The 12,374-nt window shown below is 71.9% G+C and carries 9 protein-coding genes; 2 read left to right on the top strand and 7 right to left on the bottom strand.

From position 1 onward, the window contains the following. Positions 1-40 precede the first annotated feature (40 nt). The 4 genes from HZZ10_RS11065 to HZZ10_RS11050 form a co-directional block, all read right to left on the bottom strand. The gene (locus HZZ10_RS11065; RefSeq protein ID WP_179913550.1) at positions 41-1,012 is read right to left on the bottom strand and encodes an ABC transporter substrate-binding protein; all 972 of its coding nucleotides are present in this window, start codon (positions 1,010-1,012) and stop codon (positions 41-43) included. Between the two features lie 121 nt (positions 1,013-1,133). Beyond that, positions 1,134-3,260, bottom strand: coding sequence for an iron ABC transporter permease (locus HZZ10_RS11060; RefSeq protein ID WP_179913549.1), 2,127 nt, complete (start codon positions 3,258-3,260; stop codon positions 1,134-1,136). Then, positions 3,257-4,258 (bottom strand): iron-siderophore ABC transporter substrate-binding protein, encoded by a 1,002-nt coding sequence (locus HZZ10_RS11055; protein ID WP_179913548.1) that lies wholly within the window; start codon positions 4,256-4,258, stop codon positions 3,257-3,259. The genes HZZ10_RS11060 and HZZ10_RS11055 overlap by 4 nt, the downstream gene beginning before the upstream one ends. A 106-nt stretch (positions 4,259-4,364) precedes the next feature. Next, positions 4,365-5,213 carry an ABC transporter ATP-binding protein gene (locus HZZ10_RS11050; RefSeq protein WP_179913547.1) on the bottom strand — a complete coding sequence of 283 codons (849 nt, stop codon included), beginning with the start codon at positions 5,211-5,213 and terminating at the stop codon, positions 4,365-4,367. A gap of 206 nt (positions 5,214-5,419) precedes the next feature. On the opposite strand from HZZ10_RS11050, the gene HZZ10_RS11045 reads away from it, so the two are divergent. Further along, the gene (locus HZZ10_RS11045; RefSeq protein WP_218928681.1) at positions 5,420-7,651 is read left to right on the top strand and encodes a glucoamylase family protein; all 2,232 of its coding nucleotides are present in this window, start codon (positions 5,420-5,422) and stop codon (positions 7,649-7,651) included. 81 nt (positions 7,652-7,732) lie between these two features. Here HZZ10_RS11045 and HZZ10_RS11040 read toward each other — a convergent pair whose 3' ends face one another. Further along, positions 7,733-8,803, bottom strand: coding sequence for a LacI family DNA-binding transcriptional regulator (locus tag HZZ10_RS11040; protein ID WP_179913546.1), 1,071 nt, complete (start codon positions 8,801-8,803; stop codon positions 7,733-7,735). A gap of 334 nt (positions 8,804-9,137) precedes the next feature. Here HZZ10_RS11040 and HZZ10_RS11035 point away from each other — a divergent pair, with 334 nt between their 5' ends. Next, on the top strand, positions 9,138-10,232 hold the full coding sequence (locus tag HZZ10_RS11035; protein WP_228087448.1) for a fatty acid desaturase family protein: 1,095 nt from the start codon (positions 9,138-9,140) through the stop codon (positions 10,230-10,232). 160 nt (positions 10,233-10,392) lie between these two features. Here the strand turns inward: HZZ10_RS11035 and HZZ10_RS11030 are convergent, their stop codons facing one another. Next, positions 10,393-11,790, bottom strand: coding sequence for an MFS transporter (locus HZZ10_RS11030; protein ID WP_179913545.1), 1,398 nt, complete (start codon positions 11,788-11,790; stop codon positions 10,393-10,395). Beyond that, positions 11,790-12,287 carry a MarR family winged helix-turn-helix transcriptional regulator gene (locus HZZ10_RS11025; RefSeq protein ID WP_056128495.1) on the bottom strand — a complete coding sequence of 166 codons (498 nt, stop codon included), beginning with the start codon at positions 12,285-12,287 and terminating at the stop codon, positions 11,790-11,792. The genes HZZ10_RS11030 and HZZ10_RS11025 overlap by 1 nt, the downstream gene beginning before the upstream one ends. Between the last annotated feature and the right edge of the window lie 87 nt (positions 12,288-12,374).

Raw genomic sequence — 12,374 nt, 5'->3', positions numbered from 1 at the left:
ACACAGGACGAGGGCGAGGCCCTCGTCCTGTGCCGGTGGGCTACTGCTCCGCGAGGATCCTGTCGAGGTCGTCCAGCACCGTCATCCCGCCGAGCGGGCCGACGCCGGTGATCCAGAAGGACTGGTCGACCAGGTGGGCGTCGGGGAAGGCGTCGGCGTTCGTCGTGATGACCTCAGGCATGGTCGCCGGGTCGCTGGTGTCCGAGGTGGTGACGAGGACGAGGTCGGCCTGAGCCTCGAAGACCCGCTCGTAGGACAGGTCGACGGAGATCGAGTCTTCCCAGTCGCGCTCGGGGGTGGTGAAGCCCGCGCACTCGAGGGCGCTCCCGGCGAAGGAGGTCGGCCCGTAGAGGCTCAGCTGTCCGTCGCGCGGACGGATGAGCTGGGCGGTCTTGCCGGCCGTGTCGTGCTCGTCCGCGACCTCGGTGCAGCGCGCGTCGAAGTCGTCGAGCAGGGTCTGCGCCCCGGCCTCGTCGCCGAGGGCGCGGGCGACGAGCGCGACGTTCTCGGTCCACGGGTCGGTCTGGGTCGCCATGAACACCGTGGGCGCGATCTCGTCGAGGCGGTCGTAGAGCGCCGAGTGGCGCGACTCCGTCCCGAGGATGAGGTCGGGCTCGAGGGCGGCGATCTTCTCGATGCTCGGCTCGGTGACGGTACCGACGGACTCGATGCCCGCGGCCTCCTCGCCGAGGTACGCGGGGATGCCGGCCTCGTCGCTGAGCACAGCGGCACCGACCGGGACGACACCCAGGGCGACGGCGGTGTCGAGCTGCACGGGTTCGAGGACGACCACCCGCAGCGGCTCGGCGGGGACCTCGGTCGTGCCACGGGCGTGCTCGATGGTCTGCGTCGTCGGGGCGGCCGAGGTCGCCTCGCCGGAGGCTGTGCTGCCGGTCGCGTCGGCGCCGTCGGTGACGGTCGAGCACCCGGTGAGCAGGGTGGCGGCGAGCAGGGGAGCGGCGATCAGGAGGTGTGTGCGGCGGGGAGCGCGCGGGCGGGTCGGGGTGCTCATCGGAGGTCCTTCCAGGAGGGATCAGGTGGGCGGTGCTGGCGAGGTCCGTGGACGGCTCCGGCCAGGCGGATCTGGCAGACCGGGGTGACCCGGTCAGCGCCAGAGAAGATCAGGGGGTCCGTCAGCGCGTGGTGCGCTGGCGCCACAGCAGCCAGACGAAGTACGGCGCGCCGATGAGCGCCGTCGTCAGGCCCGCGGGGATCTGCGCGGGGGCGATGACGGTCCGTCCCACGGTGTCCGCGACCGAGACGAGCAGCGCGCCGAGCAGCATCGCGACGGGGATCACCCGTCCGTTGCGCGAACCCACGAGCGCCCGTGCCGCGTGCGGCGCGACGAGCCCGACGAAGCCCACGACCCCCACCGCGCACACGGCGGCCGCGGTGATGAGGACCGTCGCGGAGAGCAGCAGCAGCCGGGTCCGGTCGACCGAGACGCCGAGCGTGCGCGGGGTGTCCTCGTCGAGGGAGAGCACGTCCATCTCGCGGCGTCGCGAGATCGCGAGAGGCGTCGCGACGAGCAGGACGACGGCGACGGGCACGATCTGCGCCATGGTGCGGCCGTAGGTCGAGCCCGACAACCAGGTGAGCGCGAGGTTGGTGTTCCACGGCTCGACCACGAGGATCACGAGGGTGGTGAAGGCGCTGGCGCCTGCGCTCATCCCGACACCGATGAGGACGAGCCTGTCCGAGCTCAGCCCGCCGCGGTACGCGAGCAGGTAGACGAGCCCGAAGGTGACGAAGGCCCCGGCCGTCGCGGCGAGCGACATGGCCCAGACGGGCGCTCCGGGCACGAGGAGGATCACGGTGACGGCTCCGAGGCCGGCTCCGGCGGTGACACCCAGCAGGCTGGGCTCGGCGAGCGGGTTGCGGCACACCGCCTGCACGAGCGTCCCGGCGAGCCCGAGGGCGGCTCCGGCGAGCAGGGCGGCCAGGACCCGCGGCATCCGCTGGTCGAGGACGAAGGAGACCTGACGGCCGGCCTGGTCGGCGAACCAGTTCGAGACGTCGCCGAGCAGCAGCATCCTGTCGCCGAGCAGGACTGCGAGCACGGCGGCGACGACCAGCAGCACCCCGAGGACCGTGACCACCACGACGCTGCGGCGCGCAGTCCGGGGGCGCACGTGCGCGGCAGCGCCCTTGGCGGCCGGCCCGGAGTCGCGGAGCCTGCGGGCCAGGAGCACGAGGGTGAGCGCACCGAAGACCGTGGTGACGATGCCTGTGGGCACGGCCGCGCCGTACTGCCCCGGCAGCACGAGGCGCAGCAGCACGTCGGCGCCGAGGACGACGACGATGCCGAAGAGCGCGGAGAGCGGCAGCAGCGTGGTGTGCCGGCTGAGACCAGGCACTGTGCGCGCGACGAGGCGGGCGAGCACGGGGGCGCAGAGCCCGACGAAGCCGATCGGACCGGCGACGGTCACGGCGGCGGCCGAGAGCAGCACGGCGACCCCGACGGTGAGGACCCGGGTGCCGCGCACGTCGACGCCGAGCACGCGGGCTGCGTCGTCGCCGAGCGCGAGCAGGTCGAGACGGCGTGCCAGCAGCGCGAGACCGAGCAGACCGACGAGCACCACAGGCGCCGCGAGGGTCACGACCCGGGTGCCTGACTGCACGACAGACCCGCTGCCCCAGGCGAAGAGGCCCGTGGTCTGCTGCTGGAAGAGGACGAGCAGCACGCTCGTGACCGCGCTGAGGGCGAGGGTCGTGGCCGCACCGGCGAGGATCAGGCGGGTAGGCCCAGCGCTGCCTCCCTGGGAGAGGGCGAGCACGAGCCCTGCGGCGGCCAACCCACCGAGGAAGGCCAGCACCCCCGAGAGGTAGAAGGGCAGGGAGATCCCGACGACGGCGGCAGTGACGACCGCGAGATACCCGCCGGCGTTGACCGCGAGGGTGTCGGGGGAGGCGAGCGGGTTGCGGGCGACAGACTGCAGCGCCGCGCCGGCTGCGCCCAGGGCAGCGCCCACCAGCAGCCCGGCGACGAGCCTGGGCAGCCTGGACGCCACGAGCACGGCCGAGGCCGTCGACCCCTCGTCGAGACCGAGCAACGACCTGACGACGTCGCCGAGCCCGAGGCCCGCTGTGCCCTGGGTGAGGTGGACGGCCGCGAGGACGAGGACCACCAGGCCGGTGGCGAGGAAGACCCCGCCTGTGCGCAGGAGCGGGTGACGTCCGGTGAGCTGCGGCTGCTCGCCGCGACCGTCGGGGACGAGCGGGGTCGCTCGCTGGTCGACCCGCCCCTGCGCGGTGCTCATGCTGTCAGCGCGGCGACGACGGCGTCGACGTAGGCCTCGGCCGAGGCCGGGCCGCCGAACATCCAGATGCCGTCGGGCAGACGCTGCACGTCACCTGCGGCGACGAAGGGCAGCTGCTCCCAGATCGCGTTGCCGGCGAGGCCCTCGTCGAAGGGGTTCGCCTCGCTCGCGCTCGCCGTGTAGAGGAAGGTGAGGTCCTTCGTGTCGCTGAGTGCCGTCAGACCCTCGACGTCGGTCTGTGCGAGGCCGTAGTCGGGGTCGCCCTCGCCGGTCCAGGCGTTCTCGAGGCCGAGCTCGTCGCCGATCGCGCCGAAGAACGAGCCCGAGGTGTACATGCGGACCGAGACGGTCCCGTTGGTGATCCAGCCGTCGGCCATCGTGAAGGCCGCACCGGCGACCCCGGCCTCTTCGAGCGCTGCCTTGCCCTCGGCGACCTTGTCGTCGAAGGACTGGAGGAGCTCCTCGCCCTTCGCGTCGGTGCCCGTCGCGGCGGCGAGGGTCTCGACGGTGCTGCGCATGTAGCCGATCGGGTCGGAGCCGTCCGAGCCACGGAGCACCACGACGGGCGCGATGTCCTCGAGCTGGTCGACCACGGCGTCGGTCGTGTCCGTCGTGACGGCGATGAGGTCGGGCTCGAGGGCGGAGATCGCCTCGAGGCTCGCCTCGCCGCGCGTGCCGACGTCCGGGGTGGACGGGTCGAGCGCGATCGAGGTGTCCCAGGTGTTGTAGCCCTCGACGTCGGCCTGGCCGACGATGGGTGCGCCGAGCGCGAGCAGGTTCTCGGTCAGGCCCCACTCGAGGGAGACCACGGCTGTGGCCGGTGCGTCGAGCGTGTGCTCGCCGCGCTCGTCGGTGTAGGTGACCGGGCCCGTCGACGCGGCGGTCGTCGCGTCGCCGGAGGCGTCGGCGTCGGGGGTCTCGGTGGTGCCGCACGCGCTGAGCGTGAGGGCCGCGGCCAGCAGGGCTGCGGGGAGTGCCAGCAGGTGGGTAGGGCGCATGGGTGTCCTTCGGTGCTGGGCCCCACGGGTGCGGGGCGGCTGGTGTCCCGGCGCGGGTGGCCGGGCTCGGAGCAGAGGTCTGGGTGCTCTGGGTGAGCGGGTCCGGCTAGGCGGGCTGGGCGCGTCGGGCGGTGTGGCGTCCGACAGGCTCGGTCCGGACGAGCCCGGTGAGCGGGTCGACGCTCACGTCGATGCGCAGCCCGTAGGTCTCGCTGAGCAGGTCGGCCCTCAGCACGTCGACGGCCGACCCGGAGGCCTGGACGACACCCTGGCGGAGCAGGACGACGTGGTCGGCGACTGCCGCGGCCTGGTTGAGGTCGTGCAGGACGACCCCGACGGCCACGCCGTGGTCGTCGGCGAGGTCGCGCACCAGGTCGAGGATCTCCACCTGGTAGCGCAGGTCGAGATAGGTCGTGGGCTCGTCGAGCAGCAGCACCCCGGTGTCCTGCGCGAGGCAGGTCGCGAGCCAGACGCGCTGGAGCTCGCCGCCCGAGAGCTCGTCGACTCCGCGGTCCGCCATGCCGGTCACCCCGGTGACCTCCATGGCGTGGGCGACGGCGCGGGGCCCGTCGGCGTCGGTGCGGCGGTACCGCGCCTGGTAGGGGTGACGGCCGTAGCCGACGATGTCGCGGACCGTCACGCCGTTGGGCGTGGGCCGGCTCTGCGACAGGAGCGTCACCTGGCGTGCGAAGTCCTTGGGCTTGAGCGCGAGGGCGTCGGGTGCGTCGGGCAGGCTCACGGTGCCGGAGGTGGGCCTGTGCAACCGGGCGAGCGAGCGCAGCAGGGTCGACTTGCCCGAACCGTTGGGCCCGATGAGAGCTGTCACCTGACCTGCGACGAGACGCAGCGACGCGCCGTGCACGACGGTCGACCTGTCGTAGGCGAGGAACAGGTCCGTCCCCGCGAGCGACGGGTGCTCGGAGGAGGTCTCGGGACCGGGGGAAGTCTGCTTCACGTAGGTGAGGATAACCTTAGTTGCTGAGAAATCCGAGCCTCCGTCCGTCCGATCGGCGCTACTTCGTGTCCGGTTCGAGCCGATCTCGGACGCCTTGACGGGTGAGACGCCGGTCACTAGTCTCTTCGTGCCTTTTCGGAATGTATCTCTGAAATTTCGATGACGAAAATGGGCACGTCGTCCCTGACACACGAGGAAGTGCACCCATGGGATCCCCGAACCGCGGCACACCCAGCCGCACGTCACCCACCCCGACCGGCGCAGCGGCAGACGTCCCCGTCTCCGCAGCACCCCGGAGCGGCCTGCGGCGGGCTGTCACAGCCTGCGCCGTGACCGTCGGCGCCTCGCTCGTCGCGACCTCGCTGGTCGCCGCAGCGCCCGCACCCGCCGCGACCACGTCGCACGCCGGGGCTGCCGCAGCCCCTGTGGTGCCGAGCGCCGTCACCCCCGAGCAGGAGGCCACGCTCGAGCGCTACGCCGCCGACACCTACGACTCGCTCGCCGCGATGACCGACCCGGCGACGGGACTGCCCGCCGACAACATCGGCGGCGCGCTCGACCCCGCGACCCGTAGCGCCTACACCTCGCCGACGAACATCGGCGGCTACCTGTGGTCGACGGTCATGGCGCGCGACCTCGGCATCGTCACGGCCGACGAGGCCTACGACCTCATGAGCACGACGCTCGCGACCGTCGACGGCCTCGACCGCCACGAGCCGAGCGGCATGTTCTACAACTGGTACGACCCGGCCACCGGCGACAGGGTGCGGAGCTGGCCCGGAGACGGCGCCGTCGTCGAGCAGTTCCTCAGCTCGGTCGACAACGGCTGGCTCGCCGCCGCGCTGCGCGTCGTCGCCGAGGCCGAGCCCCGCCTGGCCGACGAGGCGACGGCGATCTACGACGACATGAACTTCGGCGTCTACTACAACGCCGACGCCCTGCCCGACCGCGGGCTGGGCCTGCTGCGCGGAGGGTTCTGGGACGAGAAGCAGACCGAGGGGTCGGTCCCGGGGGACTACCTCGGCACCGGCCAGGACGTCTACTACACGGGCCACCACTACGACACGACAGTCTCCGAGACCCGCATCGCGACCTACCTCGGGATCGCCGAGGGCGACGTCCCGCCCGAGACGTACTACGCGACGTGGCGCACCTTCCCCTCGACCTGCGACTGGGCCTGGCAGGAGTCGCGCCCGAGCGGCGTGACCCGCACGTACCTCGGCGTCGACGTCTTCGAGGGTGCGTACAGCTACCGCGGCATGTCGATCGTCCCCGGCTGGGGCGGGTCGATGTTCGAGGCGCTCATGCCCGACATGCTCGTCCCCGAGTCCGAGTGGGGCCCGACCTCGTGGGGCGTCAACCACCCGCTGGTCGTCGAGGCGCAGAAGCAGCACGGCCTGGACGAGGCCGGCTACGGGTACTGGGGCTTCTCGCCGGCGTCCAACCCCTTCGGCGGCTACGCCGAGTACGGCGTCGACCAGCTGGGCATGCGTGACGACGGCTACCTCTCCGACGGCGTCACCAACGTCGACGTCGACAGCTTCGGCTGCGCCGAGGGCACCAACCCCGACCCCGAGTACCAGGACGGTGTCGTCACCCCGCACGCCTCCTTCCTCGGTCTGTCCTACGACCCCGAGGGCGTGCTCGCCAACCTCGACGGGCTCGAGTCCGACTTCGACTCCTACGGACCCGGCGGCTTCTACGACGCGATCGCGGTCCGCTCGGGCACCGTCGCCCAGACGTACCTGTCCCTCGACCAGTCGATGATCATGGCGGCGATCGGCAACTACCTCACCGACGGCTCGCTCCAGGACTACTTCGTCGACGACCAGCTCGAGGCCTCGCTGCGCCCGCTCATGGAGGCCGAGGTCTTCTCCGCCTCGGCCGAGGCCGTGGTCCCGGTCCTGACCACCCCTGCCACGGGCACAGTGCTGACCGACCCCCGCACCACGTTCTCCGGCACGGGGGAGCCGGGGGCCGAGCTCACGGTCACCGCGACGCCGACAGGCGACGTGGCCGCGCTCGCGGTCCAGACCCTCTGCACGGCACCCGTCGATGCCGACGGCGCATGGTCCTGCGACGGCCAGACGACTCTCGCGCCGGGCACGTACGCCCTCGCGATCTCGACGACCAGCACGGCCGGGGTCACGACCCCGGGCGAGGTGGACGTGACGGTCGAGGTCGCCGCAGCACCGACCGAGGAGCCGACACCTCCGGCGCCGACGGACCCGGCACCGACAGACCCGGCACCGGCTCCCGAGACCACCGCACCGGTGGCGCCGACCCCCGGCGGAGGGGCGGCCGACGGTGCTGCTCCGGACCGCGACCTCGCCCAGACCGGTGCCGACGGGACGGTGCCTCTCGTCGGGGTCGCAGTCCTGTCGGTCCTGCTCGGCTCCGCAGCGGTGTACCTGGTCCGCAGGCGCCGACTGGTCTGATCAGCACGACAGCACGACAGCACGACAGCACGAGGCCGTCGCCGGTGGTCCGGTGGCGGCCTCGCGCTGTGCGGAGCTGTCTCAGGTCTTCTGTCGAGGGTGTGCAGGACTCCGCACGACAGCGGGCGGGGGCGCTGTCGACGCCCGCTCGACGAGGGTCGTCGCGAGCTCGGCCCGCACGGTGTGACCGGTCCCCGACCGCGCGCGGTGCAGGAGGTCGACGGCTGCAGCCCCCATCTCGACGAGCGGCTGGTGGACCGTCGTCAGCGCAGGGTCGAGCCACGCGGCGATCGGCAGGTCGTCGAAACCGACGAGGGAGACGTCGTCGGGGACCCGCAGCCCTGCCTCCCGCACGGCCCGGAGCGCGCCGAGGGCTGTGTCGTCGCTGCTCGCGACGATGGCCGTCGGTCTGTCGTCGAGGGACAGCAGGTGCCACGCCTCTTCGTAGCCGGCGTCGACCGTGAAGTCGCCGCGCCGGACGAGGGAGTCGTCGGGCGCGATCCCCGCCTGGATGAGCGCCGTGCGGTACCCGGCGAGCCGCGCGAGCGCGTTCGCCTGCGCGTCGTCCCCGGTGATGGTGCCGATCCTGCGGTGACCGAGCGCCACCAGGTGCGCCGTCGCGTCGAGGCCGCCCTGCCAGTTGGTCGCCCCGACGCTCAGCAGGCCCTCGGGCGGGCGCACCCGCGGGTCGACGACGACCACGGGTACGAGGGCGTCGGCGAAGGCCTGCCGCTCGGCGGCGTCGGGCACCGTCACGACGCTCACGGCCCCGTCGGTCCCGCGCGCCAGGGCGTGCCGCACCCACGCCCCGCAGTCGTCAGGGTCGGGGTCGACGGTGATGACGAGGTCGACGCCGTGGCGACGGGCGCTCTCGGCAGCCCCGCGGACGACGGCCTCGGACCAGGTGCTCTCCAGGCTGACGACCCGGATGTCGACCAGACCCGTCGGCTTGCTGACGGGTCGGCGCACGGTGTGGCCGTGCGCCTCGAGCGCGGCCTGGACCTTCGCCCGGGTGGCGGCGGAGACGTCTGGGCGCGAGTTGAGCACCTTCGACACCGTGGGGACCGAGACGCCGGCGGCAGCGGCGACCGTCGCGAGCGGCGCCGGCCCCGCGGGGACGGCAGCCAGGCTGTCGTGGTCGTGCGCAGTCATTTGGTTCTCCGTGGGCGGGCGGCCGCCGGTCGCAGGCGGTCCAGACGAGCCTAGGGGATCGTCGCCCGAGCCCGGCTGTTCCTCGCGCGCCCCGAGCTGCTCGACGACGGCCTGCGTGCCGTCGGCCTGCGGCCTGACCCCCGTCCTGGCCCCGGTCCTGGCGGCCGTCTGCCCGCGACCTGCCAAGACGCGCGGAGCCCGTCCCTGAGAGCCACCAGGGACCTCAGTCCTAGAAGAGGGGGGTTAACCCCCTGTCGACCTAACCTACGGTTCCGTAGCGTTGCCGTCAGAGCGTCGGGGACCCCCGGTGCAGCAGGACGACGAACGGACGACGATGACGGCAACCAGTGCGGTGATGAACCCCAGCGAGGCGGTCTCGCCACGCAAGCGTCAGGTCAGCGACTTCTCCGAGCTCACCCGAGCTGTCCAGGAGACCGGCCTCATGCGCCGTCGCTACGCGCACTACTGGGGACGCTTCGCACTGCTGTGCGGGCTGCTCGCCGGAGCCGTGGCGCTCATGATCACCCTCGGTGACTCGTGGTGGCAGCTCGCCGTCGCCGGTGGCCTCGGTCTCCTGCTGACGCAGTTCGCCTTCCTCGGTCACGACGCCGCGCACCGCCAGATCTTCGACTCGGGCAAGTGGAACGACTGGGCGAGCCTGATCGTCGCCAACCTCTTCGGTGGCCTCAGCTACGGCTGGTGGCTGCACAAGCACTCCAAGCACCACCAGAAGCCCAACGTCGAGGGTGTCGACCCCGACATGCTCAACGGTGTGCTCACCTGGGAGACCAACACGCTCGAGAAGCCGAAGACCGGCATCAAGGCGTGGCTCGTCGCCCGCCAGGGCAACTGGTTCTTCCCGCTCCTCCTGCTCGAGGGTGTCAACCTGCACGTCGCCGGTCTGCGCACGATCCTCGGTAAGGGCCCGGTCAAGCGTCGCGGCACCGAGCTCACTCTCGTGAGCATCCGCCTCGTCGGCTACGTCGCCGCGGTCTTCCTGCTCATGCCTGTCGGTCTCGGCTTCGCCTTCCTCGCCGTGCAGCTCGGCTCCTTCGGGTTCTTCATGGGTGCGTCCTTCGCGCCGAACCACAAGGGCATGCCGACTGTCGGCCCCGACGTCAAGATCGACTTCCTGCGCCGCCAGGTGCTCATGAGCCGCAACATCCACGGCGGACGCTGGGTCGCGGTCTTCATGGGCGGTCTCAACTTCCAGGTCGAGCACCACCTGTTCCCGTCGATGCCGAGCCCCGCGCTGCGCGAGGTCCGTCCGATGGTCAAGCAGTTCTGCGCCGACAAGGGCATCAAGTACACCGAGACCTCGCTGATCGAGTCCTACAAGATCGTCATCGAGTACCTCAACCGTGTCGGCCTCTCGGCCCGCGACCCCTTCCAGTGCCCGCTCACCGCGCAGTTCCGCTCCGCGCGCTGACACCCTGACCCGAGGCCCAGCGCCCCGCCCGGTGCGGCCTCACCCAGCACGAGCCTGCGGGCCCCGACCATGACGGTCGGGGCCCGCAGGCGTTCCCGGTGGTCTTCTCAGGTCCGGACGGCCGGACCCTAGGGGCGGGCCGGGACATGTCTCGTCCAGGTCAGGCGTCGCCTGCCGAGATGGCGAGGGCCTCGTCCTCGGCGCTCTCCGACGGGATGTCGTGGTCCTGGGCGAAGGTCCGGCGTCCGAGCACCAGCACACCGATCGCGACGAGCACGGCGACGGCCGCCGTCCAGTACGGGGCGGGCAGCCCCAGGTGGTCGCGGATCGGTCCGGCGACGGCCGGTGCGACGGCGCCGCCCATGAACCTCACGCCGCTGTACGTCGACGAGGCGACCGAGCGTGGCAGGTCGGTCGACTCCATGACGGCCTCGGTGAGCGCCGTGTTGAGCACCCCGAGGAACAGTCCGGCGACGATGATCGCGGTGACGATCACGGCGAAGCGGTCGGTGAAGGTCGCCAGGACCACGAAGTCGAGGGCGAGCAGCCCGAGCATCGCGTAGAGCACGGCGTGCAGCCCGAACCTGCGGGTGAGGCGCGGTGCGGCCACCACGGAGGTGATCGCCAGGCAGATGCCCCAGCCGAAGAACACCAGCCCGAGCTCGTGGGCACCGACATGGATGCCGACGGTCTCGGCGGCCGCCTCGATGGGGAAGGGCGAATAGGCGAGCAGCACGAAGAACCCGAAGTTGTAGAACAGCGCCGCGAGGGCGAGGGTCCGCAGGCCGGGCTTCTTGAGCGCCGAGAACGACGCCGTCGCGGAGATCTTCGGGCCCGTGCTCGGCGCGGACCTCCCGAAGAACATGACGATCGCCAGGAAGCCGACAGCCATGAGAGCTGCTGTCCCGAAGAACGGTGCGCGCCAGCTGACCTCGCCGAGCGCGCCGCCCACGAGCGGACCGACGGCGATGCCGATACCGAGGGCGGCCTCGTAGAGGATGATCGCGCTCGCGGTGCTGCCGCTCGCCGACGCGACGATGGTCGCCAGGGCCGTCGAGATGAAGAGGGCGTTACCCAGACCCCAGCCGGCGCGGAAGCCGATGATCTGCCCTATCGAGCCCGAGGCCCCGGCGAGGGCCGCGAAGACCACGATGAGGGCGAGTCCTGCGAGCAGCGTCTTCTTGGCGCCGATACGCGAGGACACCCAGCTGGTGAAGAGCATCGCGAGACCGGTGATGAACAGATAGCTGGTGAAGAGCAGCATCACCTGGCTCGACGAGGCGTCGAGCTCGGCGGCGATGGAGGTGAGGATCGGGTCTACCAGGCCGATCCCCATGAAGGAGATCACGCAGGCGAAGGCGATGGCCCACACGACGCGGGGCTGGCGGAGCATGGACCCTGCCGCGCTGGGCGCCGTGCCGGGCGGACCGGCGGGCTGGGAGCCGGGGGCTGCGGTGCTGCGCCCGGACGAGCCGTGCGCGGACTTGCCGGGCCGGGCGGACTTCTGCGGGCTGGAGCTGTGCTGAGAGGTGCTGTGCTGGGTGGTGCTGGACGTCATCAGGTCACGCTTTCGCTGGTGATGGGTCCTGCGTCGGCCACCTCGGTGGTCAGGTGGGCGAGGAGGTCGAGCGCGCGGTCGAGCGTACGCAGGTCGTCCTCGTCGAGCTGGGCGAGGTGGGGGGCGAGGGCCGTCGTGAGGGACGCACGGTAGCGGGCGAGGGAGGCTCGCCCGGCGTCGGTGACGGAGACGGCGCTGGACCGTCGGTCGGTGGGGTCGGGCCGTCGTGAGACGAGGCCCTGGGCCTCGAGCCGCTTGACCATCTTGGAGACAGTCGGCTGCGAGGTGCGCTCGATCGCCGCGAGCTCGGTGACGCTGAGGTCGCCGGTGTGCGCGAGGTTGGAGAGCATGCGCCACATCGTCACCGAGACGTCGACGTCGATCGCCTGGGCCGCGGTCCGGGCGAACCTGGAGCAGGCGACGACGAGGTCCCCGCCGAGCGTGCTGGCGTCGCGGGGAGCGTCAGGCTGGGGGGCGGAGGGCGTCGACGTGGTCACCCGACGAGTTTACATAGCCAGGCTATGCAATGCAACGGGCGAGGGAGAGCGTGCTCCCAAGGCCGGGGGCTGGGGGCAGGGGCCGGG

This window comes from Sanguibacter inulinus (assembly GCF_013415325.1).
Classification (GTDB): Bacteria; Actinomycetota; Actinomycetes; order Actinomycetales; family Cellulomonadaceae; genus Sanguibacter; species Sanguibacter inulinus.
The sequence above is the reverse complement of the archived record's forward strand: the minus strand, read 5'-3'. Positions and strand labels throughout refer to the sequence as shown.